Raw genomic sequence first — 26991 nt, 5'->3', positions numbered from 1 at the left:
GATGACGGGGGCGGGACGGGAGCGCCGTCGGCGACGGCGAACTCCTGGAGGAGCAGCTCGACGGCCGCGACACCGAAGCCCTCGTGCGGCGCCCGCACCGAGGTGAGCGGGATGATCGACGACTCCGCGAACTCGATGTCGTCGTAGCCGACGATCGCGATGTCCTCGGGCACCCGGACCCCGTGCTCGACCACGAGCGTCTGCATGATGCCGAGTGCCAGCAGGTCGTTGACCGCGAAGACGGCGTCGGGACGTGCGTCGACCGGACGGGCGGCGATCGCCCGTCCGAGCTCGCGCCCCTCGGCGATCGTGCGCTCCGTGCCCGCGATCACCTCCAGCGTGGCTCCCGGAACCGCTGCGACGGCGGAACTCGCACCCTCGAAGCGGTCGGCGACCTGGCGGATGCCGAGCGGACCACCGACGAACGCGAGCCGACGACGACCGGTCTGCAGCAGGTGCTCCGCGGCGAGGAACCCACCCCGGACGTCGTCGACCGACACCGACGGCTGGTCCGGTGACGATGCGAGCTGCCCGACGAGGACCGACGGGATGCCCCGCTGCCGGATGCTCGTCAACCGCTCCTCGACGGACTCGTGGGAGGCGACGAGCATGCCCTGCACACGCTGCGCCTCGAACATGCCGAGATAGGCGTCCTCGCGCTCACGACTCCGGTTCGAGTTGGCGATGAACACCGAGAGACCGTCTTCGGCCGCGCGCTGCTCCACCCCCTCGGCGATGGTCGCGAAGAACGGGTTGCTGACGTCCGGTGCGATGTACGCGATGGTGCCACTCCGACCGAGACGGAGCTGCCAGGCCGCGTTGTTCCGCACGAACCCCAGCTGGTCGATCGCCCGCTGGATGCGTTCCTGCTTCTCCGGCGAGACCCGATCGGGGTGGTTGATGTAGTGCGACACCGTCCCCATGGAGACGTCGGCGAGCGTCGCGACCTCGCGGATTCCGACTCGTCCCATGCTCAACCCCTCCTGTCGTCCTGCGGCGCTGCGGGCACTCGCCCGCGGCCCGGCTCAGTCTAGATCGCCGGGTCCCGGGCGGTCCTGAGCGCTGCCGGGCTGCTGGTCGCGCGGCTCCGGGCCGGTCCAGTCCGGTCCGAGCGGCTCGGGGATCTCAACGCCGACCTCGATGAGGGCGTCGGTGACGACGCGGATCGCGTTGAGGGCGCGAGGGAAACCCGCGTACTGCACGGTGTGGATGACCGTCTCGAGGATCTCCGTCGCGCTGCAGCCGACGTTGATCGCACCGCGGGTATGGCCGCGCAGCTGTGGTTCCAGCCCACCGAGCGCGACGAGAGCCGCGAGGGTGATGAGCTCCCGCTGCGCCAGCGTGAGCCCCGGCCGGGAGTAGATGTCGCCGAAGTTGAACTCGATACCGAAACGCGCGAGGTCCTGCGCGAGCCCGGTCTGCATCGCGACAAGCCCCTCCGACTTCCCCTCGCCGTACACCTCGTCGAACTTCGCCTTGCCGCGCTCGAGCCTCGTCATGTCCTCTGGTCCTGTCGTCATCGTCCGTCGCCTCAGATCGAGTGTCCGCCGTCGAGCGGCAGGATGAGGCCGGTGAGGTTCACGGCGGCGGGTGAGGCGAGGAAGACGACCGTCTCCGCGAGGTGCTCCGGCTCGCCGAGGAGCCGGGTGGGGATCTGCGCGAGGAGCGCCTCACGGCGTTCCGGGGTGTCGTTGTCGCGGCCGGGGGTCGCCTGGGCTCCGGGGGCGAGCGCGTTGACGGTGACACCCTGCTCGGCGACCTCGATCGCGAGCGCCTTCGTGAGTCCGACAACGCCGGCCTTGGCCGCGGCGTAGGCCGTCGCCCCTCGCACGAGGCGTCCGCCACTGACGGCGGCGATGGACGCGATGCTGATGATGCGACCGGAGCGCTGTTCGAGCATCGAGGGCAGGACCGCGCGCGTGACGTTGAACACCGAGTTGAGGTTGCGGTCCATCTGGGTCATCCAGGTCTCGTACGTCATCTCGTGGAAGAAGCTGACCGCGCCGCCGCCCGCACCGTTCAGCAGGATGTCGACCCCGCCCCACTCGTCGACGATGCCGCCGACGGCAGCCTGGACGGCGTCGAAGTCGGTCAGGTCGGCCGTCGCCGATGCGGCCCGCACCCCGTGCGCACGGACGAGTTCCGCCGTCTCCTCGAGCCCCGCGGCGTTGAGGTCGAGGCCGGCGACGTCTGCCCCCTCCGCGGCGAGCTTCTGGGCGATCACCCGGCCGAGCGCTCCTGCTGCCCCGGTGATGACGGCTCGTTTGCCCTGCAACCTCATGTGCGGTTCCGTTCCTCGTCCGGCGGGTTGAATCGCCGTTTATCGTCGTTGACTGTGGTCGTGCCGACATGATCGAGATCACGGGACGACGATCACCCATTCTCGTCGCCGTCTTGAAACGTGTCAATATGCATTCCGCCCAGCCGCCGTCATGCCCGAAGCGCCTCGCCGAGCGGAACTGATCCGACGCTTGACATGCGACCCGAGCGCGGTTAGCCTCGGCCATTGAAACGCTTCAACTTTGCTCGCGACCATCACCGCTCGCGTCTCAACATCACTGCCACATCTTCAAGGAGGAAATGTGTCCACAGCGCACCGGGCCCCGAAACGTCGGTCGGCCACCGCCATCGCCGCTCTCGGCGTCACCGCTCTCGCCCTGACCGCCTGCGCAGGGAACGGCGGCGCATCGAGCGCCACGTCGTTCGACTACCTCGCGGCCGTCGAGAACTCGATCGTCCGCGACGAACTCACCGCTCTCGGCGACGGCGCGTGCGCCGCGAACGAGAAGGCGCTGCCGCTCAAGGTCGAGACCCTGCCCCAGGCCGACGTGCTCCAGCGCGTCACGCTGCTCGCCAGCCAGAACGCCCTGCCCACCACCTTCACCGCACCGACCGCACCGCTGCGGCCCGGCGGCACCCTCGGCGACGACGACACCGTCCTCGACCTCGAAGACACCCTCACCGAGCTGGGCGTCATGGACGACATCCTCCCCTCGGCCGTCGCCACCGTGAAGAACATCTACGGCGACCGGTTCGTCTCGATGCCCTACCAGTACAACGTCGAGGGCTTCTTCTACAACAAGACGATGTTCACGGACCTCGGCATCGCGGTCCCGCAGACGTGGGACGAACTGCTCGACGCGGCCGACACCGTTCAGGCCTCGGGCAAGTCCGCCTTCACGGTCTCCGGTGCCCAGGGCTGGACGATCACCCGCTACATCAGCACCTACCTGTTCCGACTGCTCGGCCCGGACGCGATGAACGACATCGCCTCGGGCGACGCCAAGCTGACCGACCCCGAGTACGTCGAGGCGATCACCGCCGTCGCTGACCTCGGCAAGTACTTCGGTGCCGGCATCACGACGATGGACATGCAGACCGCGACGAGCGAGTTCTTCACCGGCAACGCGGCCATGATGTACAACGGCACCTGGATGCTCGCCGACGTCTACAACACCGAACTCAACCAGATCGGTGAGGACGCCGTGGGCTTCATGCCGTTCCCGACCGTCGAGGGCGGCAAGGGTTCGATCGACCAGTACCCGGCCAACACCGGTGCGGCGACCTCGTTCTCCACGAAGGGCTACGACGAGGAGAAGGTCGGCGGCTGGCTGAGCTGCATCGCAGAGAACTACGGCTCCAGCGTGCTGAAGAACCAGGGCGTCATCTCCGGGTTCAAGCTCAACGAAGAGGTGACCGACGTCCCCGCGCTCACCGCCGAGGTGCAGGGCATCATGGCCGACACCGATGAGACGGTCACCTGGTTCGAGACCTTCCTCCCCGAGAAGGCCGGCGTCGACGCCCAGACCAACGCCGCCCCGCTGCTCACCGGCGGCATCTCCCCCGAGGACTTCGCGGCGCTCGTCCAGGCCGGCGTGGACGCGGGTCTCAAGAAGTAACCGGCGATCCGGTCGCCGGCAGTCGCCCGGCGACCGGATCCGTCCGTCCGCGGACATCCACCTCTGCAGCGGGTCTCGCACCTCGCCGCCCAGCCTCACGGTCCCCCGACCGACTCAGGAGCACAGCATGAAAGACGTCCTCGGCGACAGGAAGGCCATCGCCATCCTGCTGGGCCCGGCCCTGCTCATCTTCACCCTGGTGAAGCTCGTCCCGGTGATGTGGTCGTTCGGCCTCACCTTCTTCCAGGGCGACCTGCGCGGCTTCGAGTTCGTCGGCCTCGACAACTTCGCCCAGCTGTTCGCCGACCCGACGGCACCGGAAGCGATCTTCTTCAGCATCAAGTACTCGCTCATCGCGACGGTCGCGCAGATCGCCCTCGGGTACGCACTCTCCCTCTTCTACGTCTTCGTCCTGAAGAAGGCGTCGACGCTGGTCCGCACGCTCGTGTTCTTCCCGGTCGTGCTGCCGACCGTCGCCGTCGGTCTGCTGTTCAAGCGCCTGTTCGAGGTCGCGCCGCAGACCGGACCGGTCAACGCCATCCTGAACGGCTTCGGCATCGACTCGGTGGACTGGTTCAGCTCGCCCGACAGCGCGTTCGTCGTGATCATCATCATGGACCTCTGGCGGTCGATGGGCTTCTACGCCGTCCTGCTCTATGCGGGGCTCCTCGACATCCCCGAGGAGGTGATCGAGTCGGCCCGCATCGACGGTGCCCGCGGCCTGAAGCTCGTCCGGTACATCATCGTGCCGCTGTCACTCCCCGTCCTGCTGTCCGCGGTGATCTTCAGTTTCAACGCGACGCTCAAGGTGTTCGACTCGGTGCTCGCCTTGACGGGCGGCGGGCCAGGGACGGCCACGACCCCGCTGACGCTCTACATGTACAACACGACGTTCACGTACCAGAACTACGGCTACGGCTCGACGCTCGCGTTCGTGCTCACGATCATGTGCTTCCTCGTGACGCTCCTGATCTTCAAGACCTCCCGCAAAGACCTGACGAAGGACTGACGCCATGACGACCGCCATCACCCCGGCGCCCGGCGCCACCACACCGGCCTCGAGCGGCAGCGGCGACGGATCCGGCACCGCCGTCCGCCGGCCGAAGATGCGTCGCGCTCCCCGCTCGCGCGCCTACTACCTGCGGAAACTGCCCTCGGTCATCCTCATCGGACTCCTGCTCGTGATCGAGATCTACCCGATCGTCTGGCTGTTCCTGTCCTCGTTCAAGAACCAGCGCGAGTTCCTGCAGGAGTCCACCTTCTCCCTCCCGGAGTCGTGGAGCTTCGACAACTACGTCACCGCCTGGACGACCGGCAACATCTCGCAGAACCTGCTCAACAGTGTCATCGTGACCCTGCCGTCACTCGTCTTCATCCTCATCTTCGGCGTCGCCGCCGCCTTCGCCCTCGAGGTGATGGTGTGGAAACGCCGCAACCTGACGCTGCTGCTGTTCATCTCCGGCATCATGATCCCGGGCCAGATGATCCTCGTGCCACTCTTCGTCGCCTACTTCAACCTCGGCCTCACGAACACGTACTGGCCGATGATCATCACCTACACGGCGCTCGGGATGCCGCTGACGGTCTTCATGATGACCGCCTACTTCCGGGCCGTGCCGCGCGAGGTGTTCGAGGCGTCGACGATCGACGGAGCCGGCATCATCCGTTCCTTCTGGTCCATCGGACTGCCGATGGTGCGGAACGCGCTCTTCACGATCGGGCTCGTCCAGTTCCTCTCCATCTGGAACGACCTGCTCATCTCGCTGACCTTCACGACGAACGCCGACCTCCGCACCATCCAGGCGGGTCTGCTGAACTTCAGCGGGGAGTTCGGCCAGGTCGACTACGGGCCGCTGTTCGCGGGCATCTGCATCAACGTGTTCTCACTGCTCGTCGTGTTCGTGTTCCTCAACCAGCGGATCATGAAGGGGCTGGCATCCGGCGCGCTCAAGGGGTGACGCCGAAGTGCCCGAGGACCGCAGGATGGACGACATGATCAACGACGACACGACCCACACCTCCTCCACCGACCGGACGACCGCGGCAGTGGCGACACCAGACGACCTCCGACCGCTCGGCTCGACCGGGCTCGTCGTGAGCCCGGTCACGGTCGGCACCTCAGGACTCGGCACGCCGGCGAGCGCCGACGGCTCCCCCGGCCCGGGCTCCACGGCGTTCGCATCGGCCGCCCTCCGGGGTCCGAATCTGCTTGTGGACACGTCGAACAACTACTCGGACGGACGCAGCGAGACGGCGATCGGCGACGCCATCCGTCAGAGCGGTCTGCCCGAGGGACGCGGAGTGGTGACGAAGGCCGACCAGGATCCGTCGACGGCGGTGTTCGACCGCGACCGGGTGCTGCGGTCCTTCGAGGAGAGCCTCGAGCGGCTCGGCGTCGAGCGCATCCCGGTGTTCCACCTGCACGACCCGTACTCGGTGTCGTACGAGGAGGCGTCGGCACCGGGTGGTGCGATCGAGGGCATGCTGGCACTCAGGGAGCAGGGGCTGGTCGACGCGATCGGGATCGCGGCCGGTCCGCTCAGCGTCATGCTGCCGTATGTGCGGACCGGCGCGTTCGACGTGCTCCTCACACACAACCGGTTCACCCTCGTCGACCGATCGGCGACCGGCCTGCTGGAGGAGGCGCGCTCGCTCGGGATGGGCGTCTTCAACGCGGCTCCGTTCGGGGGCGGACTCCTCGCCGGACGGCGCGGGCGCGACGGCAAGCCGGCCACGTACGCGTACCAGGCCGGTTCGCCCGAGTTGCTGGCCTGGGTCGACCGTGCCGACGAGCTGGCCACCCGCCACGGCATCCCGCTCGCGGCTGCCGCACTCGCGTTCTCGACGAGATCGGAACTCGTCGACTCCACCGTCGTCGGGATGAACCGGCCCGAGCGATTGGAACAGGTCGAGACGCTGCGAACGACCCACATCCCCGAGGACTTCTGGTCGGACCTCGACGCACTCGGCACCCCGCCGAGCACCATCACCGACTGAGCCCGTTCTCCATCCATCCATCCATCCATCCACCCGCTCCCCTTTCCCTTCCACTGTCCCTTTCTCAGGAGTCCGCCGGCGTGGCGTCCGCTGGCCGGGCCGGCGCGCCGATGACCTCCTGAGAAAGGGACGCCCGACGATGAAGGCCGCATCACGATGAAGGTTGCACGACGATGAACGACTCAGCAGGGCTCGCGGCGTCGTGGGTCGAAGACCCGATCCCGGGGACCGGCCGGCGGCGACCCCGTGCCGACGAACTGAGCGACGCACGTCGGCTGTCCCTCAACGGCGACTGGGCGTTCACGCTCTCGCCCACGGCCGACGGGACGGGCGACACCTTCGGTGATCCGTCGCTCGACGACTCCTCCTGGAACCGCATCCGGGTGCCCGCGCACTGGGTCCTCGAGGGCCACGGGCAGCCGCTGTACACGAACACCGCGTTCCCGATCCCGATCGACCCGCCTCGCGTGCCCGAGGAGAACCCGACGGGCGACTACCGCCGTACCTTCACCCTGCCGGAGGACTGGCGTCGCGCTGACACGGTGCTGCGCTTCCAGGGTGTCGACTCCTGCGGGACCGTGTGGTTGAACGGCGTGCTCCTCGGCCACAGCAAGGGCAGCCGTCTCCCGGTGGAGTACGACGTCGGCGAGCACCTCGTCCCCGGTGAGAACGTCCTCGCCGTGCGGGTGCACCGGTGGTCGAGCGGCACGTACCTGGAGGACCAGGACATGTGGTGGTTGCCGGGGATCTTCCGCGACGTCGACCTCCTGGAACGCCCGGCCGGCGCGATCGACGACGTCCAGGTCCGCGCGAGCTACGACCATCGCGACGGCATCGGCGTCCTGCGCGTCGACACCGACGTCCCCGGCCTCGTCGACATCCCCGAGCTCGGCATCCTCGACCTCCCCACCGGCACCGCGACCGCTCTGCCGGTCGAGCCCTGGAGCGCCGAGGTACCGCGCCTCTACACGGCGCACCTCAGGCCGCGGCCGACCGATGAGACGCCCGTAGCCGGCGAGACCGTCGAGCTGCGCATCGGGTTCCGCACCGTCTCCATCGAGGACGGCCGCTTCCTCGTGAACGGCGTCCCGGTGCTGTTCCGCGGGGTCAACCGGCACGAGCACGACCAGGACCGCGGCCGTTCGCTCGACACGGAGACCATGCGGCAGGACATCCTGCTCATGAAGCAGCACAACCTCAACGCCGTGCGCACGAGCCACTACCCGCCCCACCCGGACTTCCTCCGCCTCTGCGACGAGCTGGGGCTGTGGGTGGTCGAGGAGTGCGACCTCGAGACCCACGGCTTCATCTACACCGACTGGGCCGGCAATCCGCCGACGGAGCCGGTCTGGCGCGACGCGATGCTCGACCGTGTCCAGCGGATGGTCGAGCGAGACAAGAACCACCCGTCGATCGTCGTGTGGTCGATGGCGAACGAGAGCTGGGTCGGCGAGAACTTCGACGTGCTGGAGCAGTGGATCCGCGAGCGCGATCCGTCTCGGCCGATCATGTACGAGCGCGATCCGTCGTATCGGAACTCTGACTTCTCCAGCCTCATGTACCCCGACCAGGAGCTGCTCGAGGCCATCGGCCGTCGCGAGGAACCGACCCCCGTGGGCGTCGTGGCGGGGTCGCCGGACGACGTGCGTCGGCGGCGACTCCCGTTCCTGCTCTGCGAGTACGCGCACGCGATGGGCAACGGCCCGGGGTCGCTCGTCGACTACCAGCGGATCCTCGAGTCCTCCGACCGGTTCTGCGGCGGCTTCGTCTGGGAGTGGATCGACCACGGCTTCCGCAGCACCGACGCCGCCGGGAACGAGTTCGTCATGCACGGTGGCGATGTCGCCTTCCGACCGAACGGCGGACGCTACTGCCTCGACGGACTCGTCTTCGCCGACCGCACGCCCTCCCCCGGCCTCGCGGAGCTGCACGCCGCGATCAGTCCGGTCGAGCTCCTGGCGGACGCCACCACCGGCACGCTGACGGTCAGGAACAAACACGACATGCGGTCACTCGATCACCTGGCGCTCCGGTGGCAGCTGGAGGACGACGGCCTCGCCGTCGCTTCGGGTGCGTTGACGACACCGCCCGTCGACCCCCGGAGCGCGGCGACCGTCGACCTGCCGGCCGAGGCGACCGTGCCGACCGCCGGTGTCGATCCCGTCTCCGGCGCACCCGTCGAGCGTTGGCTCACCGTGCGCGCGGTCCTGGCGGCCGACGAGCCGTGGGCGGCAGCGGGACACGAGGTCGCGTTCGGGCAGGCGCGGATCGCCGCCGACCGACCGGCGGATCCGACCGGCGTCACCGTTCCCGTGTCGTCCGCGGCACGCAGACCCCTCGCTCACGCCGACCGCACGCCGGGCCACCGCATCACCCTCGGCGCAGGCTCCTTCGACGCCCGCACCGGCCGACTCCGCGCGCTCGGCGATCTCGAGTTCGACGGGCCCGTCCTCGACATCATGCGTGCACCCACCGAGAACGACCGGGGCCAGGGGCCGCGGAACACGGCCGCAGCCAGTTGGAAGCTCACGGGACTCGACCGCTTCCTCCACCGGACCGACGCCGTCGAGCGGATCGACGACGGGCAGGGCGGCGGCCTGCGGGTCTCCGGCCGCAGCGCCCCGGCCGCGCACGGGCTCAGCCTGCGCTGGACGTTCGACTGGACCGACGCGGGCGGCGCCCTGGACCTGTCGGTCACCGTCGTCCCCGAGGGGATCTGGGAGCACACCCCCATCGGCGATCACGTGCTGACGCTGCCGCGCCTGGGCCTCCGACTCGGACTACCGGGCGACTACACGGATGCGACGTGGTTCGGTCGGGGCCCCGGCGAGTCGTACGTCGACAGCCTCGCCGCGGCGCGCGTCGGTCGCTTCACGAGCAGTGTCGACGGGCTCCAGACCGACTACCCGGTTCCCGAGGAGAACGGCAACCACGTCGGGACGCGGTGGGTGGAACTCACCGGCAACGGCCTGCCGACCCTACGAGCCGAGCAGCTGCAGGACACCGGCTTCGACTTCACCGCCAGACGATGGACGAGCGAAGCGCTCGAGGAGGCCCGCCACCCGCAGGACCTCCGAGACTCCGGCCGTGTGTGGCTCAACCTCGACCACGCGCAGCACGGGCTCGGCAGCTCGTCGTGCGGGCCGGCCCTGCCCGAGCGCTATCGGGTGCCGGTGGCGGAGACGACCTTCGGTGTGCGGCTGCGGACGCTCACGCCCGACCCTGCAGGATGAGGTTCCAGTACACCCAGGGCAGGACGTGGCGGTCGGCGATGAACGTGAACCGGCGCTCCTTCGCGAGTCCGTTCCAGAACGGGATCGAGGGCTTCGGGCGGTAGCGGTCGTCGAACTCGGCGAACACCACCGTCCCGCGGGAGACCGTGAACGGGCACACCGAGTAGCCGTTGTAGACCGTGCTCGGCTCCTGGCCGGACCGCACGGCGACGAGGTTCTTCGCGAGGGTCTTCGTCTGTTGCCGGAGGGCTCCGCCGGACTTCGAGCTCATCACCGCGGCGGCGTCGCCGAGCGCCCAGACGTCCGGGAAGCGCGGATGCCGCAGGGTCAGTGAGTCGACCTCGACGAAGCCACCCGGGTTGCCGGGCTCGGCGAGCGCCGTTGCCGCGAGCCAGTCCGGTGCGGACTGCGGCGGCACCGCGTGGAGGACGTCGTAGGGGATCTCCTCCCGAAGTCCCCCCGTCACGCCGTCCTGCCCGCGATCCGGGCCGTCCTGCGGGTCGGTCTGCGCGATGGTCACCACGCGCTGCTCCGGGTCGACCGCGACGAGCTCGCGCGAGAACCGCACCTCGATGCCGTACTCGGCGACCTTGCGGTCGAGTTCGGCGTCGATCATCGGCATGCCGAACATCGTGGGTGTGGGCACGACGAGCACCACACGGATGTCGTCGAGGACGCCCGTCTGCCGCCAGTGGTCGCACGCGAGGTACATCGGCTTCTGCGCGGCACCCGAGCAGCTCGCGGGGCCGGCGGGCTGCGTGAACACGACGGTGCCGGAGCGGACCGACCGGAGCACGCGCGAGGCCTTCTGCGCGTACTCGAACGTGTAGTTGGAGATCCCCACCGGCGAGGCCATCGCCTCCGTCAGACCGGGCACGGCGTCCCAGTCCTGCTGGATGCCCGGAGCGACGATGAGCTGGGCGTACTCGACGGCGGTGCCGGATTCGAGCGTCAGCGTCTTCGCGACCGGGTCGATGGACCGGACCCGGTCCTGGATCCAGGTCACGCCCTTCGGCGTCACCGCGCGCTGGGGCCTCGTGGCCGCCGACGCGGACGCGGTCCCGCCCGCGACGTGCGAGAACATCGGCTGGTACCGGTGGTGTTCGCGCGGTTCGATGACCGCGACGTCATCGACCCCGTATCGCCGGAGCCTGCCAGCGACGGACAGACCGGCGTTGCCGCCACCGATGACGACCACCTCGTGATGGAGCGGAGCCCTGCTGGAGTCGGTCACGGTGGCGGCGGCGCTCAGGATCCGGACTGACCGCGGCCGGTGGCGTTCTGCAGCCGGTCGATGTGCTCGGAGGCCTGCGCCTTCGTCAGGTCGGCGGGGAGCTCCTCGCCGGCCTCGCGCGCCAGAGTGTCGAGGTAGCTGCGCTGCGGGCCGGTCATCGGCTCGTCGCCGGTGACCCAGTCCTCGGGGTCCTTGCTCGCGCTCGTCGAGCTGTCGTCGCCCCGGGCCCCGAGGGTCTCCTCGGTGGCGCCGATCGTCTCGGGTGAGCCGGAGGTCGTGGCGTCGGGGGTCGTTGCGTCGGTCTGTTCTGCGTCAGTCATGCGGCAACGGTACGTCGAGCGGGCGATCGCGGAGGAGGGGTTGCGCGTCCACGTCGGAGCGGTCTCGGAATAGCGATGGACGGCCCCCGGTTGACCCAGGCGACCGCGTGCGGCCGCACCGTCCACGAAGGAGACCCATGTCCGACACCGCTTCCGGAACCGACCGATCCGCCGACGACCCCGCTCCGTCGCAGGGCGTCGCCATCGGCATCCTCGGTGCCGGCAAGGTCGGCACGGTCCTGGCACGACTCGCGGTCGCCGCCGGCTATCGGGTGCTCATCAGCGGTTCGCGCGACGCCGCCCGGATCGCCCTGACGATCGACGTCCTCGCTCCGGGTGCCGTCGCCACGACCGCCGCCGAGGCAGCGACCCAGGCCGACATCGTCATCCTCGCGCTGCCCCTCGGCAAACATCGCTCGGTGCCCGTCGACGAGCTGCGCGGCAAACTCGTCATCGACGCCATGAACTACTGGTGGGAGGTCGACGGCCACCGCGAGGACCTCAGTGCGCCGGAGACCTCGACGAGCGAGCTGGTCGCCGCCTTCCTGCCGGAGTCCCGGGTCGTGAAGGCGTTCAACCACATGGGGTACCACGACCTCGACGGGGAGCCACGTCCCACCGGCGCACCGGGCCGCAAGGGCATCGCGATCGCCGGCGACGCCCCCGCGGACCGGGCGGCCGTCTCGGCCGTGGTGGACGCCCTCGGGTTCGACCCGGTCGAGATCGGGCCGCTGCGCGCTGGCGTCGTGCTCGAACCGGGGCACGAGCTCTTCGGGGCGAACATCGGTGCCGACGAGATCCGCGAGGTCGCCGAGGTGCGGGCGTTGGCCGAAGCCGAGGCCGGCGTCCGCTAGGCGACGCGGCGGGTTCCCGGACCGGTCTCGACCGTTCGTACCACTCTCGGGTGCAGCGCCGACTTTGGGCGTGCCGACCCGGGTCGCCTCGTCGAGCGCGTCGTCAGTGCCGTACTCAGCGAGGAGGAACGCCCGACCGGCCTCGGATGCCCCGTCGCCGGTCAACGGCATCGCGCTCGCGCGAACCGGGGTGCACTCATCCGTCGATCGTCCGATCAGCGCCTCGTTCGTTTCCGTGCCGATCAGCCCCGCACTGCCTACTCGCGCTCGAACTCGTCCCGCCAGGAGTACTCGGGCTCGAAACCGAGTCGTGTGCGGGCCTTGTCGATGGACATGAGCGTTTCGAACTCGCCGAGCCCCGCCCGCAGCGGGACGCCGGGGAAGTGCGTCGCCGCGAGCTCCGCCGACGGCACGGTCGTCCCGTTGTCGGAGGCGCACACGTCGAAGACCTCGAAGCCGGGCTCCGCTCGGGTCAGCGCCAGCGCGACCGCCTGCGCACCGTCACGTGCGTCGACATAGCTGAACAGGAGATCGCGTCGGTACCCGGGCTCCGACGCCCGCGCGAACGTGCCGTACTCCCCCGGCGCCACGACGTTCGTGAACCGCAACGCGGTGATCGACGTCCCGTCGGCCCACCGCACCAGCTGTGCGGCCATCGCCTCCTCGGCGACCTTTACGAGCGCATAGGTGTTGTTCGCGCGACTGACGGTCTCGTCGATCGGCAGGAACTCGGGCGCCTCCTCGAACGGGAATCCCATGGCCGTGATGCTCGACGCCGTCACGATCGTCCGGATGCCCGCCCGCAGCGCCGCGTGCAGCACGTTGAACGACACGGTCAGGTTGTTGTGGAACGTCGCCGCATCCGGCACGAGCCCGTTCACCGGGATCGCGGCCAGGTGCACCACGGCGTCGAGACCTGCGAACCTCGCCGTCACCCCGAGCAGGCTGTCGATCGTCTGCCCGTAGTCGGTCAGGTCCACACGGGTGAACCCCGGCCCGGCCGTGCCCGCGACGTCGAGTCCGTGCACGTCGTGGCCGTCCCGCAGCAGTCGTTCGACGGTGGCGGAGCCGAGCTTGCCCGAACTCCCGGTGACGGCGATGCGCATACGGACGATCCTAGGCTCGGGCCGGGAAGTCGGCGGGCAGCGGGAGCGCGGTCACCACGTGCCCGGCTGCGTCCTCCTCGTTCGCGTGCAGATGGCCGACGCGCCCACCGGCCGGGAGTCCCGTCTCCGTGAAGAAGCCACGGATCGTCTCGTACAGCTCGACGATGTCGTGGGTGTCGCCCGCCTGCGTCAGCACGATGTCGCCCGACTGCACGTAGCGCTCGCCACCGTCGACGAGCACCTTCCCCTTGCCCTCGGTGATGAACCAGATCTCGTGGTCGTCGTGGTGGTGCCGGTCGAACCGTCCGCCGTCGACCGACACCGCGAACCGCCCGATGGTGCCGATCTCGCTCCAGTCCGGCTTCGAACCCGGATGCACCCAGGAGCCCGGTTCGATCACCGGCATCAGCGGTCCTGCTTCCAGCTCGGCGCCGTTCCGGCGTCGAGGATGCGCGCGTCGGGCAAGCCGTCGAGCCCCGTCTCCGCGCCACCAGGGGTGTACACGACCGACAGTCGCAGCGGGCGCCACGTCGTGTTGTAGGTGGAGTGCACGGTGTCCTTCGGGATGTACACGGCGTCGCCCTCGCGGATCGGGAACGCGGGACCGTCGCCGACGGTCTGCACGCCCTCGCCGGAGATCACCGTGATGACCTCCTCCTCGCCCGGGTGCTGGTGGGGTGCGTGGCCCTGTCCGGGGTAGACGATGACCTCGCCGACCGTGAGTCCGGCGCCCTCGTCGAGGTGCGGGGTGACGAGCCACTTGATGGTGCCCCAGTCGAAGACCCGGGTGGGGACCTCGTCGGGGCGACGGCCGGCGGTGGCGGGGGTGATGGCTGGTTCGGTCATGGGATGCTCCTCGTCGAGTGGTCGGGTGGTCGGTCGTGCCGTCGGTCAGCGGGTCTGGATGGCCTTGAAGTCTTCGATCTGGCGTTTGATCGCCCGCTCGGTCGGGAGGCGTTCGGCCGAGGACGCGCCGAAGAACCCGGCGACGCCCGTCGTGTTGGCGAGGATGAAGGCGGCGTCCTCCGGTTCGGCGATCGGACCGCCGTGGCACAGCACGATGACGTCCGGGTTGATCGCGACGGCCGCGTCGCGCATCTCCTGCACCCGGTGCGCCGACTCCTCCAGCGAGAGTGCCGTGGTCGCGCCGATCGTGCCGGCCGTCGTGAGGCCCATGTGCGGGACGAGGACGTCAGCACCCGCCTCGGTCATCGCGACCGTCGACTCGACGTCGAAGACGTACGGGGCCGTGAGGAGGTCACGCTCGGCGGCGAGGCGGATCATGTCGACCTCGAGGTCGTAGCCCATGCCCGTCTCCTCGAGGTTCTGGCGGAAGACGCCGTCGAAGAGCCCGACGGTCGGGAAGTTCTGCACGCCGGTGAACCCCATTGTCTTGAGCTCGTCGAGGAAGCGCTCCATGATCCGGAACGGGTCCGTCCCGTTCACGCCGGCGAGCACCGGGGTGTCGCGGACGATCGGCAGCACCTCCCGACTCATCTCCACGACGACCTGGTTGGCGTCCCCGTAGGCGAGCAGGCCCGACAGCGAGCCGCGACCGGCCATCCGATACCTGCCGGAGTTGTAGATGATGATGAGGTCGACGCCGCCCGCCTCCGCGGACTTCGCCGAGATGCCGGTGCCCGCCCCGGCGCCGATGACGGCCTGGCCGCGCGCGACGGTGGCGCGAAGTCGTTCGAGTGCGATGGTCCTGTCCATGGTCAGTCCTGTTCCGTGGTGTCGGTGCGGTTCCTGTCGCCGCCTCGCTCGATCACAGCGTGGAGGGTGTCGGCGGCGAGCCCCGCGAACACCGGATCATTGAGATGTTCCGGACGGTCGACGACCGTGACCGCGCTGCCCTGCACACCCGCGAGCACGGCTTCCATGAGTGCAGCATCCGCCTCCGCGTCGCGGAAGGGCAAGCCCTCGGCGTCGAGCGCCGAGACGCCGCCGCGCGGGATCAGCAGCACGGTGGGGGCCTCGGCGCCGCTGAGCTTCGCCCCGATCCGCTCGCCCAGCTCGCGGTTCTCGTCGACCGTGGTGCGCATGAGCGTCACCGTCGCGTTGTGGACGAAGAAGTCGCGATCGGCGAACCGCTCCGGCACGGTGTCGCGAGGGCCGAAGTTGACCATGTCGAGCGCACCGAGGCTGACGAGCTGTGGGACGCCTGCCGCGCCGGCCGCGGTGAGTCGGTCTGGGCCCGCCGTCAGCACGCCGCCGACGAGATCGTCCGCGAGTTCGGTGGTGGTGAGATCGAGGACCCCTGCGAGCATGCCGCTCCGGGCGAGCGATTCCAGGGCCCGCCCGCCCGAGCCGGTGGCGTGGAAGACGAGGACCTCGTAGCCGAGTTCGTCGAGGCGCTCGCGGGCCACGTCGACCGCCGGCGTCGTGACCCCGAACATCGACGCCCCGACGAGCGGGCGGTCCGTCCGCTCGGCGGACGAGGCCGGACCGCGCGCCTGCGCAGCCGCCGCCATGCCGGCGATGGCCGCCACCGCATTCCCGAGGACGGCACGGGAGATCTGGTTGATCCCGGCGATGTCGACCACGCTGTACATGAGCGTCACGTCGTTCGCGCCGACGTACGGCGCGACGTCCCCGGACGCCATCGTCGACACGAGGAGCTTCGGGGCCCCGATCGGCAGTTCGCGGAAGACCCGGGCGGCGATGGCCGAGCCGCCGCTGCCACCGAGGGCCAGGACGGCGTCGACCCGCCCGGTGGCGTGCAGTCGGCCGATCACCGTCGCGGCACCTTCCGCCATCGCACTCACGGCGGCTCCACGGTCATCCGCGGCGAGCAGCGTGTCGAGATCGGTCCCGCCAGCGGCGGCCACCTCGTGGTTCGGGTGGTCCACGGCAGCGTCGTACCCGTGGGGCTCACGCGTTCCGGCGTCGACGACCACGACGTCCGCGCCCAGTTCGCCGAGACGGCCGGCGACCCATCGGTACTCGGCGCCCTTCGTATCGAGGGTGCCGACGAGGGCGACGGTCGGTCTGGCTGGTGCTTCGGGTGCGGTCATCGTCGCTCTCCATCGTCGTCGTCGTGAGCGCAGGACGGCCGTGTGTCGGCGCGCCCCACCTGACGGATCCGCTTCGACCCCGCCAGCGCCTCCATCCTGGTCCACGTTTTGAAACGTGTCAAGAAGAGTTGGATCTTCCTCGCTTTCTCGCATGCGAACGCTGTAGCATCGGGTTTTGAAACGTGTCAGAGTTGACCGCCGAGCGAGCTGCGACGCGCCCAGCCTGACGAAAGGACCAGCAGCCACGATGGTGACCACGAGCGCCCCCAGATTCGAGCACCTCCGCGAGGCCCGAGGGATCGGCGACGCCACCCCGAGGCTGAGCTGGACGAATCTGGCGCCCGCCGGCTGGGAGCAGCACGCCGCCGAGATCGAGATCACCCGCGACGGACGGGTCACGACCACGGGCCGGGTCGCCACCGGTGAATCCGTCCTCGTCGCCTGGCCCGCCGCTCCGCTCCGCTCGCGTGAGGTGGCATCGGTGCGCGTACGGGTGTGGGGCACCGACAGCGGCCCTGGCCAGGCGGTCGAGGTGGCCGACTGGAGCCCGGTGGCGACGGTCGAGGCCGGCCTGCTCGCACCGGGCGACTGGGTCGCGGTGCCGGTCGCAGCCGACTGGGCTGAGGAGCCGGAGAGCGACACACGTCGGCCACCGCTGTTGCGGCGGGGCTTCACCGTCGGTGCCGACCTCGTGTCGGCGCGGTTGTACCTCACAGCGCACGGTGTCTACGAGGCTGAGATCAACGGTCGTCGCGTCGGGGACGAGGCGCTCGCGCCGGGTTGGACCAGCTACGCGAGCCGACTGCGCACGGCGACGCACGATGTCACCGAGCTCCTGCACCCCGGCGACAACGCGATCGGCTCCTGGATGGGCGACGGCTGGTACCGGGGTCGACTGGGGTGGCGCGGTGGCTTCCGCAACCTGTTCGGCTCGGACCTCTCGCTCATCGCCCAGCTCGAACTCCGCTATGAGGACGGTCGCGTCGAGACCATCGCGACCGACGAGCACTGGCGCGCCTCGTTCGGCCCCATCGTCAGCTCCGGCAACTACGACGGTGAGCACTACGACGCCCGCGAGGAGCTCCCCGGATGGTCGGGGCCCGGCTTCGACGACAGCGGGTGGGCCGGCGTACGGATCGGCACACGCGACCCGGCCACCTTCGTCGCACCGCAGGGACCCCCGGTGCGCGCGACGCAGGAGGTCTCGCCGATCGCGGTCCTCACGAGCCCGAGCGGCAAGCGCATCCTCGACCTCGGCCAGAACCTCGTCGGTCGACTGCGGATCCGGGTCACCGGTCCGGCGGGCGAGATGGTCGTGATCCGGACCGCGGAGGTCATGCAGGAGGGCGAGATCTACACCCGCCCACTCCGCGAGGCGAAGGCGACCGACAGCTACACCCTCGCCGGCCACCCGGCTCCGGCGGACGGCGGTCCCGCGGAGGAGTGGGAGCCGCGGTTCACGATCCACGGTTTCCGGTACGCGGAGATCACCGGATGGCCGGGCGATCTCGACGAGGCGGTCGCGAACGGCGACGTCGTCGCGCGGGTCTACCACTCCGACCTCGAGCGGACGGGCTGGTTCGAGAGCTCCGACGAGCGGGTGGACCGCCTGCACGAGAACGTGCTCTGGAGCATGCGTGGGAACTTCGTCGACCTCCCCACCGACTGCCCGCAGCGGGACGAGCGCGTCGGCTGGACCGGCGACCTGCAGGTCTTCGCGCGCACCGCCTCGTTCCTGTACGACGTGTCGGGCATGCTCGGCTCCTGGTTGCAGGACGTCGCGGTCGAGCAGCACGAGGACGGCACCGTGCCCTGGTACGTCCCGTTCATCCCCGACGACGGCCAGTGGACGCCGAACCGACCCGGCGCCGTGTGGGGCGACGTCGCCGTCCTCACCCCGTGGGTGCTCTACGAGCGCTTCGGCGACATCGGCGTCCTCGCGGCCCAGTACGACACCGCGAAGCGGTGGGTCGACCTCGTGCACCGCCTCTCCGGCCCCGACCACCTCTGGAACGAGGGGTTCCAGCTCGGCGACTGGCTCGACCCGGCCGCACCACCGGATCGGCCGGCGGAGTCGCTCACCGACCGCCACCTCGTCGCCACCGCCTACTCGGCCTGGTCCACGGCGCACCTCGCGAAGACGGCCGCCGTGCTCGGTCGCATCGACGACGCCGAGCACTACGCCGAGCTCGCTGAGGCGACCCGCCGGGCTTTCCTCGCGGAGTACGTCGGCGAAGACGGGCTGATGACCAGTGACGCGCAGACCGCGTACTCGCTCGCGATCGCGTTCGAGCTCCTGCCGGACCCGGCAGCAGTGGACCGTGCCGGCGAGCGGTTGAGCGCCCTCGTCGCCGCCGCCGGCAACCGCATCGCGACGGGCTTCGTCGGGACGCCGATCGTCAGCGACGCGCTGACGACGTCGGGCCATCTCGACCGCGCCTACGACCTGCTGCTCGAGGACGAGTGCCCGTCCTGGCTGTATGCGGTGGGCCAGGGAGCGACCACGATCTGGGAGCGCTGGGACAGCATGTTGCCCGACGGGACCGTGAACCCGGGGCAGATGACCTCGTTCAACCACTACGCGCTCGGAGCGGTGGCCGACTGGCTGCACCGGGTCGTCGCCGGCATCGCTCCGTCCGCACCCGGCTACCGCTCGATCCTGTTCCGGCCCCGACCCGGCGGTGGGCTCACCCACGCCTCGGCCGTGCACCTGACGCCCTACGGTCGGGCGTCGATCGTTTGGCGGATCGAGGCTGACACGCTGCACGTCGAGGTCGAGGTGCCCACGGGGACGACGGCCGTCGTCGACCTGCCGGGCGCCGAGCCGGTGTCGGTGACGAGCGGTACGCACCGCTTCGAGGTGACGGTCGGGACGGTGGACGATCCATTCAGAGGAATAGAACCGCTCCGCGCGACGCTGTAGTCAGCGTGAAGAAGATCGGGTTCCTGTCCTTCGGACACTGGCAAGACGTTCCGGGCTCCAGCGTGCGCACCGGACGTGACGCACTGCTGCAGAGCATCGACCTCGCGGTCGCGGCGGAGGAGGTCGGTGTCGACGGTGCCTACGTGCGCGTGCACCACTTCGCCCGGCAGCTCGCGTCACCGTTCCCACTGCTGGCGGCGATGGCGGCGAAGACCTCGACCATCGAGCTCGGCACCGGTGTCATCGACATGCGCTACGAGAACCCGCTCTACATGGCCGAGGAGGCGGCGGCCACCGACCTCATCAGCGACGGCCGACTGCAGCTCGGCGTGAGCCGGGGATCACCCGAGACGGCACTCCGCGGGTCGGAGTCGTTCGGTTACGTTCCGGGCGACGACGAGACCGACGCGGACATCGCCCGCTCGCACACCGAGGTGTTCCGGGCGGCCATCGCCGGAGCCGGTGTGGCCCGCGCGAACCCGCAGATGACGGGGACCAACGGCCTGCTCGCGATCCAGCCGCAGTCGCCGGAGCTCGGCGAGCGCATCTGGTGGGGTGCCGGCTCGCGGTCCACCGCGGTGTGGACGGCGGAGCAGGGCATGAACCTCATGTCGTCGACGCTCCTCACCGAGGACACCGGGGTGCCGTTCGACGAACTGCAGGCGGAGCAGATCCAGATGTTCCGCGACGCCTGGTCCGAAGCCGGTCACGAGTGGCAGCCGCGGGTCTCCGTGAGCCGCAGCATCCTGCCGCTCATCGACGACGAGACGCGCCGCTACTTCGGTCTGCGCGCCCAGGCCGACTCGAAGGACCAGGTCGGACACCTCGACGGCGGACTCGCGCGCTTCGGCCGCAGCTTCATCGGCGAGCCCGACGTCATCGCCGCCGAGCTCGCGGCCGATGCCGCCGTGCAGGCCGCCGACACCGTCCTCGTCACCGTCCCGAACCAGCTCGGCGTGGCCTTCAACGCGCGCATCCTGGAGGCGATCGTCAGGGACATCAAGCCGGCGCTCGGGTAGCCCCCGAGGTTCACAACTCCTGCTGATCGCCCGTCGGCAGGCTGACATGCGCACCAGGCGCTGTCTCCACGGTCGACGGCAGACCATCCGCAGGAGTTGTGGTCACCTCGCTCAGGCCAACAGCTCGTCGAGCATTGTCGGCACCTGCCAGGCGCCGGCCGCGTCGCGCTCGAGCGGGAGCTCGGCGGTGATCGCCCGGCCGGCGGTCGGCAGCGGCGCGAGGATGCGCGGTTCCGGCTCCAGAACCACCTCGATGCCGGTCGCCTGCAGCTCCTCCACGTCGAGCACGATGAGCACGAGCGGCAGCTGGAGCGACCCGTAGACGCGCTCGAGCACTTCGGGCAGCCGGTCGGCGGTCGTCGCGTGGACGAAGCCGGCGTCGAGGAACGGCACGGCTCGCGTCGACACCTCGTACTCGCCGAACGGCCGACTGGCCTCCCAGTCGTCGACGATCGCGACATGCAGGATCTTCGTCATCTCCACCCTCTCCATTTAATGAGACGTTACCGTATCATTAGAGCATGGAATCGAGACCTGGTCGTCCGACGGCAGCCGAACGCGACCGCAGACGGGACGCGATCCTCGACGCCGCCATCCGCCGCTTCACCGAGCACGGGTACGGCGGTGCGACGATCGAAGGGATCGCCGCCGACGCCGGCGTGACGAAGCGGACCATCTACACCTGGTTCGGTGACCTCGCCGGCGTGCTGACCGCGGCGGTCGAACGCCAGCACGGGTACCTCCTCGCGGCCGACGAGCCAGGCTCCGAGGCGGAGCCTCTCGAGGACGCGGCTACCCGACTGGTCATCGCGCTGCACTCGGACGTCTCGGTCGCGCTGCACCGACTCGTGATCGCGGAGTCCCCGCGCTTCCCCGAGGTCGCCGCCGGTTTCTACGCGGCCGGCCCGGCCCGCTCGATCGCGTTCCTCTCCGGCCACGTCGGCGAGCGGGCGGAGCAGCTCTACACGCTGCTCCTCGGCGAACCGCATCGACGCAGGCTGCTCGGCCTGGCCGCTGCGCCGACACCCGATGGAGCCCGGGAACATGCCCGCGCGTGCCTGGCACTGGTCTCCAGGAGGAGCCACCCACCGCGCGCTCAGCGGTCGTAGACCTCGCGACGGTGCGCGATCCGGAACACGGTCACCAGCACGACACCGTCCAGGATTTCGTAGAGGACGCGATAATCGCCGACCCGAATCCGCCATGCGTTCTCGAACCCGACCAGCTTGCGCACACCAGTCGGTCGGGGGTCGGCCTCCAGCTCACCGATGGCGAGGAGCAGCCGTCGCCGCAACTGGGGATCGAGCTTCCTGACCTCACGAGCGGCAGCGGAGGTGAACTCGACCACGTACCTCGTCAAGCGTCGAGCTCGGCGCGCAGCTCGTCGAGTGAAACGCGGGTTCCGTCGTCTTCAGCCCGAGCCGCCCGGAACTCCGCCTCGTCTCGTGCCGCCTCGAAAGACTCCAGCAGTTCGAGGTCCTCGACACTGATGACCACCGCGGCGAGCTTCCCGTGCCTCGTCACACCGATCCGCTCGTGCGCATAGCCGACTCGCCCGAAGACGTCTGCGAGGCCTTCACGAAGATCTCGCGTCGAGAGGGAGTGGGTGATCGTGTTCATCGCACCATGGTATCAAACTGTGTACACAATTACATCTGTTCACAGATGGGGTATTCGGGGCATCAGCGTCCGGAAGTACGCTCAGCGGTCAAGCGTCACCACGTCGCTCAGGCCTGCGGTCGCGTCGGCGGCCAGGACGCCGTCACGCGCGAAGTCGGCCCACATTTGACGCAGGAAACGTCCGCGTCGATCGACCTCCTCCCAGGTCGCCGAGCCGATGAGCGCCGTCCGGCTCCACGATCGTTCGGTCCCGAGGAGAAGCGGCAGATCGGTGACATGGGACGCTCCGTAGGGACTACCGGGCGGCGCCCAGCTGAGCTCGTACCGCGTCGCTCGACCGCCCGACGCGCGATGCCGTTCGACGAACTTCCGGGCGTCGCGGGTGTAGGTCACGTGCGTGGTCGCGCCGACGAGCGCCCGCCGGATGGGGTCACCGACGAGCGGCGCCGAGGTCATGCGGGCGAAGGCCGGAATGAGCGGCACGTACAGCCGGGTCTCCTCCGTCGTCGAGCCGATGAGCACGTCGATGCGCGACGCCGCCTCACGCCAGGCGGCGTCGCGGTCGGCCTCCGCCGGAAGCGGCGCGTGACCGTACTGGGTGCCGAACGCCATGCCTCCGCGCAGTCCGAACCGACGAGCGGCTCGCTCCACCCGCTCCTCGAGCGCCAGCAACTCGACCACCGGCGTGTCCCGTGTCGGGCTGCCCGCCGCCCGCATCATCGCGCTCGCCATCTTGGCGCGCCCACTGCTGATACCGAGGGGCGCGCTCTGGATGATGGCCCGCTGGAAGAGTCCCGCGGTGCCGTCGCTGATCATGAGGTGCGCGATCGCATCGCCGCCCGCCGACTGCCCGAACAGCGTGACCGACGCCGGATCGCCACCGAACGCGCCGATGTACTCGTGGATCCACCGGAGCGCGAGGACGAGGTCCAGCAGGCCGAGGTTCGCCGGCAGCGTCTCACCGTCACCGAGGAAGCCGAGGATCCCGAGCCGGTACGTGACCGACACCACGATGACCCGCTGCTCGACGACCAGGCTGATCGGATCGTAGACGTCGAGGTCGCCGGCACCCGTGACGTAGGCACCACCGTGGATCCACACCATCACCGGCAGCGACTCGTCCGGGCGCACGTCCGCAGGGACCGTGATCGAGAGCGCCTGACAGTCCTCCGAATCCACCATCCCCTCACCCGCGCCCTCGAGGACGGCCTCGAGCACCCGCGAGGAGCGCTGCGGTGAAGCAGGCGCCCGCTCGAAGGCCCGGAACGGCAGCGGTTCGCCGTCGGAGCCGACGGGAAGACCGGTCGACTCCGGCACCTCGAAGCGACCAGCACGCGCGTACGGGATGCCGCGAGCTCGTACCACCGCGCCGTCGACCCGCCCCAGGATCGTGCCGAGGGAGGTCTCGAAGGCACGTGCGTCCGCCGGCGGCGGGGTCGCAGAGGACTCCGCACCTGGCGCATCGGAGGTCGGGCTCGCGTGCAACTCGGTCATCTGTCCACGCTATCCCCGACACGCCCGTGCACAACTCCTGCCCAATGGGCTCACACCGAAGACACGGCCGCGCGAACCGGGCCGAGCTGCCGGCCGAGGGCCGGTCGAGCAGGAGTTGTGGACGACGGGGCTGTCTACGGGATGCGAATGTAGACCGGGTCGCCCCAGATCGAGAGACGGTGCTGGACGTAACGACCCCAGTCGGGAGAGTCGTACATGCCGCCCGCGCCGTCGTAGATCGCGATGTGACCTTCCGGCCAGTAGAGCAGATCGCCGGCGACGGCCTCCGACGCCGAGATCTGCACGCCCGACGCGGCCTGCGCACCGGCCCCGCGAGGCAGGGACACACCGAACGCCGCGAAGACGTACTGCACGTAGCCGTCGCAGGCGAAGCTGTCGGACGGGTCGTTGCCGTTGCCGTAGGGGACGACGCCGACGAACTGCGCCGCGTAGGCGAGGATCGCCTCGCCGGATCGGGCGACGGCTGGAGCCGCGTAGGTGCGTCCGGCCGAAGCCGACGCGGACTGCGAGGAGGCGGCGGATGCACTCGCGGCCGCCTCGGCTGCGGCAGCTGCGGCGGCGGCCGAGGCGGCGTCGACCTCCTCCTGGCTGGTCGCGCCGTAGCCGTCGCGCACGAAGGGCACATCGGTTGCGGTCGACGGCACGGAGTACGACACCGACTGCATCGTCGCCGCAGACGGGATCGCGCCACCGGTGGCCGCATCGACGTCGACGCCGGCAGCGGCCGCCGGCAGTGACACCGACACGAAGAGCCCGGTGGCGAGCGTCATCACGCCGAACGAGGCGAACGGCTTGGCGCGCTTCGCGAAGGAGCTCTTGGCGCGTGGGGCCGAGTGCCGCTTGGTGGGCACGAGGTCGACGTGACGTCGCTCCTCCTCGGCGGAGGCGGTCCAGCTGGCGTCCTCGAGGCGAGCCGCGCGACGGGCGGCCCGCGGGCTGAGGGCCACGTGGCGGCCGCCGGTCCGACCGGGGGCCGCGGGGGTCGCGGCCGGAGTGTTCGGGTCGCGGCGCTCGAGGGCGCGCGCAGGGGTGGTGCTGGTCATGTGCGGGGTACCGTCCTGGGTCTCGGTCGCGTCGGGGGCGCGCTCGGTTCATGCTCGGTGGGTGCAGCATCGCCTCGGCAGAGCCGTCCCTCGATGACCGCGGTCGACCGGTTGCCCGATCCGAGGAAGGCGAAACGGCCACCCTACGTGGGCCTCCCTGAAAGGAACCTCCGCTCGGCGTGGCCTGTGGAGGACCGATGAAGCCGGACCCACTGTCCTGCTAGCATCGTGCTAGCACTCCATTTCCACGAGAGGTGACGACATGCCCACAGTGACCGTCCGCAATCTCGACGACGACACGAAGCGCGGTCTGCAACAGCTCGGCGCCTTGCACGGACGATCCATGGAAGCGGAGATCCGGGCGATCCTCGCCGCGGCTGTCAGGACGACGACGCCTGAAGACCTCCGCGCCGCCTCGGCCGCAGACATCGACCGACCCGGGCTGGCGGAGCGTATTCATCAGCGCTTCGTCGACCTCCACCTCGACGGTGAACTCGTCATCGAACTGCCCGAGCGCACCACGACCGTCCGACCGAATCCGTTCGAGGACGCTGCGAGCGCCGACGCGGATGACCAGACCCCGAGGTGATCATCCTCGACACGAACGTCGTCTCGGAACTGTTCAGACCACGGCCCGACCCGACGGTGGTCCGGTGGCTCGATCGGCAGGACGAGGCCGCCCTCCACCTCACGGCGATGACCGCTGCCGAGCTCCTCGAAGGAGCCCTGCGCCTCCCTGCAGGCGCTCGCCGATCGGCGCTCGTCGGGGCCGTGGCGACCGTGCTCGATGCCGACTTCGCAGGACGCGTCCTCCCTTTTTCTGCGGAAGCCGCGCTCGACTACGCGGAGCTCATGACGACGCGACGCCGCTCCGGCAACCCGATCGGACCTCAGGATGCGATCATCGCGGCCATCGCGAGATCCTCCGACGCCGCGCTCGCGACGCGGAACACGCGCGACTTCGCGGGTGTCGGTCTCCGCCTCATCGACCCGTGGGTCCCCGACCACCCGGCGTGACGCAGGGTGGCACCAGACTCAGGCCGGGTCGGCGCCGACCGTCGATTGCCGGACGACGAGCTCCGGTTGGAAGACGATCTGCTCGGGCACGCGTCGAGCGCCCGCGTCCGCCTCACGGAGCAGGAGCTCGACGGCGGTGTGGCCGATGAGCGCGCTCGGCTGACGGATCGACGACAGTGGGACGACCGCCGCCGACGCGAAGTCGATGTCGTCGTACCCGATCAGCGCGATGTCGTCCGGCACGCGCACCGAACCGAGCATGCTGAACGCCTGCAGGACCCCCATCGCGAGGAGGTCGTTGGCCGCGAACACCGCGTCGGGCCACTCGTCGCGAGGACGGTTCCGGATGGTCTCGCCCGCGGAACGTCCCTGCAGCACCGTCAACGCGGTGGTCTCCACGACCTCGAGGGAGACCTCGGCACCACCTGCCGCGGCTGCATCGACCGCCTGGCGCGCACCGGCGAGCCGATCGACGACCTGACGGAGCGAAGACGGACCACCCACGACCGCGATGCGACGCCGTCCGAGTCCGATGAGGTGCTCGACCGCGAGCCGTCCGCCCGCGACGTCGTCGACGGCGACCGATGAGAAGCTCGTGTCATCGGTCTGCCGGTCGACGAGGACCGTCGGCGTCCCGCGGTCGCGCAGCCGGCCGAGCCGGGTGAGATCGTCGCCGAGCGGCGTGATCAGGACGCCGGCGACCCGCTGCTCCTCGAAGAGGTCGAGGTAGGCGCGCTCGCGGTCGATGCTCTCGTCGCTGTTGCCGAGGAGGACCGACCATCCCTCGGCATCGGCTCGATCCTCGGCGCCGCGGGCGACGTCGGTGAAGAACGGGTTGCCGACGTCGAGCACGACGAGGCCGACACTGCGGCTGCGACCAGCCCGGAGCTGGCGGGCCGCGTCGTTCCGGACGAAGCCGAGCTCGTCGATCGCCGCGTGGACGCGGTCGACCGTGACGGGCGAGACCTTCTCGGGGCGGTTCAGCACGTTGGAGACGGTCCCGACCGAGACGCCGGCTCTCGCCGCGACGTCCTTCACGCTCGCGCTCACGGCTCCCCTTCGCCTGTCGGGCCCGCCGGGTGACGCCGGACGGGCTGGCTCATTGTTGCACGCAGGGCCTCCTCGCGCCCGCGCGGTCGGCTGCCCCGGTCGTCTCCGTCCCCGACTCAGGAGTTCCCCGGCGCGGCGCCCCCG

At 69.9% G+C, this 26991-nt stretch carries 27 protein-coding genes; 11 read left to right on the top strand and 16 right to left on the bottom strand.

All coding sequences use genetic code 11. The features are described 5' to 3' along the window. From A4X17_RS11135 to A4X17_RS11125, 3 genes are all read right to left on the bottom strand, one after another. Nucleotides 1-971 (bottom strand): LacI family DNA-binding transcriptional regulator (locus tag A4X17_RS11135; protein ID WP_064295742.1); only part of this gene is annotated, 971 nt, incomplete at its 3' end. Nucleotides 972-1025: 54 nt separating this feature from the next. Beyond that, nucleotides 1026-1520, bottom strand: coding sequence for a carboxymuconolactone decarboxylase family protein (locus A4X17_RS11130; RefSeq protein ID WP_197479064.1), 495 nt, complete (start codon nucleotides 1518-1520; stop codon nucleotides 1026-1028). Between the two features lie 11 nt (nucleotides 1521-1531). After that, a complete protein-coding gene (locus tag A4X17_RS11125) occupies nucleotides 1532-2281 on the bottom strand; it encodes an SDR family NAD(P)-dependent oxidoreductase (protein WP_064295740.1) in 750 nt (249 codons plus the stop codon). Between the two features lie 301 nt (nucleotides 2282-2582). Here A4X17_RS11125 and A4X17_RS11120 point away from each other — a divergent pair, with 301 nt between their 5' ends. The 5 genes from A4X17_RS11120 to A4X17_RS11100 all read left to right on the top strand — a co-directional run bounded on the left by A4X17_RS11120 (nucleotide 2583) and on the right by A4X17_RS11100 (nucleotide 10129). Next, nucleotides 2583-3899: an ABC transporter substrate-binding protein gene (locus A4X17_RS11120; protein ID WP_079003547.1), complete on the top strand. Its 1317-nt coding sequence runs from the start codon at nucleotides 2583-2585 to the stop codon at nucleotides 3897-3899. Nucleotides 3900-4026: 127 nt separating this feature from the next. Continuing rightward, the gene (locus A4X17_RS11115; RefSeq protein WP_064295739.1) at nucleotides 4027-4908 is read left to right on the top strand and encodes a carbohydrate ABC transporter permease; all 882 of its coding nucleotides are present in this window, start codon (nucleotides 4027-4029) and stop codon (nucleotides 4906-4908) included. Nucleotides 4909-4912: 4 nt separating this feature from the next. Beyond that, complete coding sequence (locus A4X17_RS11110) at nucleotides 4913-5857, top strand: carbohydrate ABC transporter permease (RefSeq protein WP_228507330.1); 945 nt, start codon at nucleotides 4913-4915, stop codon at nucleotides 5855-5857. A gap of 34 nt (nucleotides 5858-5891) precedes the next feature. Then, complete coding sequence (locus A4X17_RS11105; protein ID WP_082916111.1) at nucleotides 5892-6896, top strand: aldo/keto reductase; 1005 nt, start codon at nucleotides 5892-5894, stop codon at nucleotides 6894-6896. Between the two features lie 173 nt (nucleotides 6897-7069). Then, nucleotides 7070-10129: a glycoside hydrolase family 2 TIM barrel-domain containing protein gene (locus A4X17_RS11100; protein WP_064295738.1), complete on the top strand. Its 3060-nt coding sequence runs from the start codon at nucleotides 7070-7072 to the stop codon at nucleotides 10127-10129. On the opposite strand, the gene A4X17_RS11095 is transcribed toward A4X17_RS11100, so the two are convergent. Beyond that, nucleotides 10107-11363 carry an NAD(P)/FAD-dependent oxidoreductase gene (locus A4X17_RS11095; RefSeq protein ID WP_064295737.1) on the bottom strand — a complete coding sequence of 419 codons (1257 nt, stop codon included), beginning with the start codon at nucleotides 11361-11363 and terminating at the stop codon, nucleotides 10107-10109. The two genes, A4X17_RS11100 and A4X17_RS11095, sit on opposite strands and share 23 nt — an antisense overlap. 14 nt (nucleotides 11364-11377) lie before the next feature. Next, the gene (locus tag A4X17_RS11090) at nucleotides 11378-11683 is read right to left on the bottom strand and encodes a DUF3072 domain-containing protein (protein WP_064295746.1); all 306 of its coding nucleotides are present in this window, start codon (nucleotides 11681-11683) and stop codon (nucleotides 11378-11380) included. A 137-nt stretch (nucleotides 11684-11820) separates the two neighbouring features. On the opposite strand from A4X17_RS11090, the gene A4X17_RS11085 reads away from it, so the two are divergent. Continuing rightward, nucleotides 11821-12537, top strand: coding sequence for an NADPH-dependent F420 reductase (locus A4X17_RS11085; protein ID WP_082916110.1), 717 nt, complete (start codon nucleotides 11821-11823; stop codon nucleotides 12535-12537). A gap of 257 nt (nucleotides 12538-12794) precedes the next feature. Here A4X17_RS11085 and A4X17_RS11080 read toward each other — a convergent pair whose 3' ends face one another. From A4X17_RS11080 to A4X17_RS11060, 5 genes are read right to left on the bottom strand one after another with little or no spacing between them, the layout of a single operon-like run. Then, nucleotides 12795-13643 (bottom strand): NAD(P)-dependent oxidoreductase, encoded by an 849-nt coding sequence (locus A4X17_RS11080; RefSeq protein WP_064295736.1) that lies wholly within the window; start codon nucleotides 13641-13643, stop codon nucleotides 12795-12797. 10 nt (nucleotides 13644-13653) lie between these two features. After that, nucleotides 13654-14049, bottom strand: a complete 396-nt coding sequence (locus A4X17_RS11075; RefSeq protein WP_064295735.1) for an AraC family ligand binding domain-containing protein — start codon at nucleotides 14047-14049, stop codon at nucleotides 13654-13656. Beyond that, complete coding sequence (locus A4X17_RS11070) at nucleotides 14049-14489, bottom strand: cupin domain-containing protein (RefSeq protein WP_064295734.1); 441 nt, start codon at nucleotides 14487-14489, stop codon at nucleotides 14049-14051. Before A4X17_RS11070 ends, A4X17_RS11075 begins: the two co-directional genes overlap by 1 nt. A 45-nt stretch (nucleotides 14490-14534) precedes the next feature. Then, nucleotides 14535-15359 carry a phosphoenolpyruvate hydrolase family protein gene (locus A4X17_RS11065; protein WP_064295733.1) on the bottom strand — a complete coding sequence of 275 codons (825 nt, stop codon included), beginning with the start codon at nucleotides 15357-15359 and terminating at the stop codon, nucleotides 14535-14537. Nucleotides 15360-15361: 2 nt separating this feature from the next. Beyond that, nucleotides 15362-16660, bottom strand: coding sequence for a Tm-1-like ATP-binding domain-containing protein (locus A4X17_RS11060; protein WP_064295732.1), 1299 nt, complete (start codon nucleotides 16658-16660; stop codon nucleotides 15362-15364). A 247-nt stretch (nucleotides 16661-16907) separates the two neighbouring features. Here A4X17_RS11060 and A4X17_RS11055 point away from each other — a divergent pair, with 247 nt between their 5' ends. Both A4X17_RS11055 and A4X17_RS11050 read left to right on the top strand, forming a co-directional pair. Further along, nucleotides 16908-19583: a glycoside hydrolase family 78 protein gene (locus tag A4X17_RS11055; protein ID WP_064295731.1), complete on the top strand. Its 2676-nt coding sequence runs from the start codon at nucleotides 16908-16910 to the stop codon at nucleotides 19581-19583. 5 nt (nucleotides 19584-19588) lie between these two features. Then, nucleotides 19589-20602: an LLM class flavin-dependent oxidoreductase gene (locus A4X17_RS11050; RefSeq protein ID WP_082916109.1), complete on the top strand. Its 1014-nt coding sequence runs from the start codon at nucleotides 19589-19591 to the stop codon at nucleotides 20600-20602. 111 nt (nucleotides 20603-20713) lie between these two features. Here the strand turns inward: A4X17_RS11050 and A4X17_RS11045 are convergent, their stop codons facing one another. Beyond that, nucleotides 20714-21079 carry a DUF952 domain-containing protein gene (locus A4X17_RS11045; protein WP_064295729.1) on the bottom strand — a complete coding sequence of 122 codons (366 nt, stop codon included), beginning with the start codon at nucleotides 21077-21079 and terminating at the stop codon, nucleotides 20714-20716. A gap of 44 nt (nucleotides 21080-21123) precedes the next feature. Here A4X17_RS11045 and A4X17_RS11040 point away from each other — a divergent pair, with 44 nt between their 5' ends. After that, nucleotides 21124-21711, top strand: a complete 588-nt coding sequence (locus A4X17_RS11040; RefSeq protein WP_064295728.1) for a TetR/AcrR family transcriptional regulator — start codon at nucleotides 21124-21126, stop codon at nucleotides 21709-21711. Here A4X17_RS11040 and A4X17_RS11035 read toward each other — a convergent pair. From A4X17_RS11035 to A4X17_RS11020, 4 genes are all read right to left on the bottom strand, one after another. Next, a complete protein-coding gene (locus A4X17_RS11035; protein ID WP_197479063.1) occupies nucleotides 21699-21950 on the bottom strand; it encodes a type II toxin-antitoxin system RelE/ParE family toxin in 252 nt (83 codons plus the stop codon). The genes A4X17_RS11040 and A4X17_RS11035 overlap by 13 nt on opposite strands. Nucleotides 21951-21958: 8 nt before the next feature. Next, nucleotides 21959-22222, bottom strand: a complete 264-nt coding sequence (locus tag A4X17_RS11030) for a type II toxin-antitoxin system Phd/YefM family antitoxin (RefSeq protein WP_064295726.1) — start codon at nucleotides 22220-22222, stop codon at nucleotides 21959-21961. Between the two features lie 81 nt (nucleotides 22223-22303). Continuing rightward, nucleotides 22304-23716 (bottom strand): carboxylesterase family protein, encoded by a 1413-nt coding sequence (locus tag A4X17_RS11025; protein WP_082916108.1) that lies wholly within the window; start codon nucleotides 23714-23716, stop codon nucleotides 22304-22306. A 134-nt stretch (nucleotides 23717-23850) separates the two neighbouring features. Then, nucleotides 23851-24780 (bottom strand): C40 family peptidase, encoded by a 930-nt coding sequence (locus A4X17_RS11020; RefSeq protein ID WP_064295725.1) that lies wholly within the window; start codon nucleotides 24778-24780, stop codon nucleotides 23851-23853. Between the two features lie 262 nt (nucleotides 24781-25042). Here A4X17_RS11020 and A4X17_RS11015 point away from each other — a divergent pair, with 262 nt between their 5' ends. Further along, on the top strand, nucleotides 25043-25369 hold the full coding sequence (locus A4X17_RS11015; protein ID WP_064295724.1) for a hypothetical protein: 327 nt from the start codon (nucleotides 25043-25045) through the stop codon (nucleotides 25367-25369). Next, complete coding sequence (locus tag A4X17_RS11010; RefSeq protein WP_064295723.1) at nucleotides 25366-25797, top strand: type II toxin-antitoxin system VapC family toxin; 432 nt, start codon at nucleotides 25366-25368, stop codon at nucleotides 25795-25797. Before A4X17_RS11015 ends, A4X17_RS11010 begins: the two co-directional genes overlap by 4 nt. A gap of 18 nt (nucleotides 25798-25815) precedes the next feature. On the opposite strand, the gene A4X17_RS11005 is transcribed toward A4X17_RS11010, so the two are convergent. Further along, nucleotides 25816-26847 (bottom strand): LacI family DNA-binding transcriptional regulator, encoded by a 1032-nt coding sequence (locus A4X17_RS11005; protein ID WP_197479062.1) that lies wholly within the window; start codon nucleotides 26845-26847, stop codon nucleotides 25816-25818. Nucleotides 26848-26991 lie beyond the last annotated feature (144 nt).

It is taken from the genome of Plantibacter sp. H53 (assembly GCF_001650455.1).
GTDB classification, from domain to species: domain Bacteria; phylum Actinomycetota; class Actinomycetes; order Actinomycetales; family Microbacteriaceae; genus Plantibacter; species Plantibacter flavus_A.
Note: the sequence above shows the minus strand (reverse complement) of the source record. Positions and strands in the feature narration are given on the sequence as shown.

What these genes read in the sequence shown, in the direction of transcription:
- A4X17_RS11115 (WP_064295739.1), top strand. Translation starts at nt 4,027, where the DNA reads ATGAAAGACGTCCTCGGCGACAGGAAGGCCATCGCCATCCTGCTGGGC.
- A4X17_RS11040 (WP_064295728.1), top strand. Translation starts at nt 21,124, where the DNA reads ATGGAATCGAGACCTGGTCGTCCGACGGCAGCCGAACGCGACCGCAGA.
- A4X17_RS11105 (WP_082916111.1), top strand. Translation starts at nt 5,892, where the DNA reads ATGATCAACGACGACACGACCCACACCTCCTCCACCGACCGGACGACC.
- A4X17_RS11080 (WP_064295736.1), bottom strand. Translation starts at nt 13,643, where the DNA reads ATGCGCATCGCCGTCACCGGGAGTTCGGGCAAGCTCGGCTCCGCCACC.
- A4X17_RS11015 (WP_064295724.1), top strand. Translation starts at nt 25,043, where the DNA reads ATGCCCACAGTGACCGTCCGCAATCTCGACGACGACACGAAGCGCGGT.
- A4X17_RS11030 (WP_064295726.1), bottom strand. Translation starts at nt 22,222, where the DNA reads ATGAACACGATCACCCACTCCCTCTCGACGCGAGATCTTCGTGAAGGC.
- A4X17_RS11070 (WP_064295734.1), bottom strand. Translation starts at nt 14,489, where the DNA reads ATGACCGAACCAGCCATCACCCCCGCCACCGCCGGCCGTCGCCCCGAC.
- A4X17_RS11055 (WP_064295731.1), top strand. Translation starts at nt 16,908, where the DNA reads ATGGTGACCACGAGCGCCCCCAGATTCGAGCACCTCCGCGAGGCCCGA.
- A4X17_RS11060 (WP_064295732.1), bottom strand. Translation starts at nt 16,660, where the DNA reads ATGACCGCACCCGAAGCACCAGCCAGACCGACCGTCGCCCTCGTCGGC.
- A4X17_RS11085 (WP_082916110.1), top strand. Translation starts at nt 11,821, where the DNA reads ATGTCCGACACCGCTTCCGGAACCGACCGATCCGCCGACGACCCCGCT.
- A4X17_RS11075 (WP_064295735.1), bottom strand. Translation starts at nt 14,049, where the DNA reads ATGCCGGTGATCGAACCGGGCTCCTGGGTGCATCCGGGTTCGAAGCCG.
- A4X17_RS11045 (WP_064295729.1), bottom strand. Translation starts at nt 21,079, where the DNA reads ATGACGAAGATCCTGCATGTCGCGATCGTCGACGACTGGGAGGCCAGT.
- A4X17_RS11100 (WP_064295738.1), top strand. Translation starts at nt 7,070, where the DNA reads ATGAACGACTCAGCAGGGCTCGCGGCGTCGTGGGTCGAAGACCCGATC.
- A4X17_RS11020 (WP_064295725.1), bottom strand. Translation starts at nt 24,780, where the DNA reads ATGACCAGCACCACCCCTGCGCGCGCCCTCGAGCGCCGCGACCCGAAC.
- A4X17_RS11110 (WP_228507330.1), top strand. Translation starts at nt 4,913, where the DNA reads ATGACGACCGCCATCACCCCGGCGCCCGGCGCCACCACACCGGCCTCG.
- A4X17_RS11065 (WP_064295733.1), bottom strand. Translation starts at nt 15,359, where the DNA reads ATGGACAGGACCATCGCACTCGAACGACTTCGCGCCACCGTCGCGCGC.
- A4X17_RS11090 (WP_064295746.1), bottom strand. Translation starts at nt 11,683, where the DNA reads ATGACTGACGCAGAACAGACCGACGCAACGACCCCCGACGCCACGACC.
- A4X17_RS11025 (WP_082916108.1), bottom strand. Translation starts at nt 23,716, where the DNA reads ATGACCGAGTTGCACGCGAGCCCGACCTCCGATGCGCCAGGTGCGGAG.
- A4X17_RS11125 (WP_064295740.1), bottom strand. Translation starts at nt 2,281, where the DNA reads ATGAGGTTGCAGGGCAAACGAGCCGTCATCACCGGGGCAGCAGGAGCG.
- A4X17_RS11130 (WP_197479064.1), bottom strand. Translation starts at nt 1,520, where the DNA reads ATGACGACAGGACCAGAGGACATGACGAGGCTCGAGCGCGGCAAGGCG.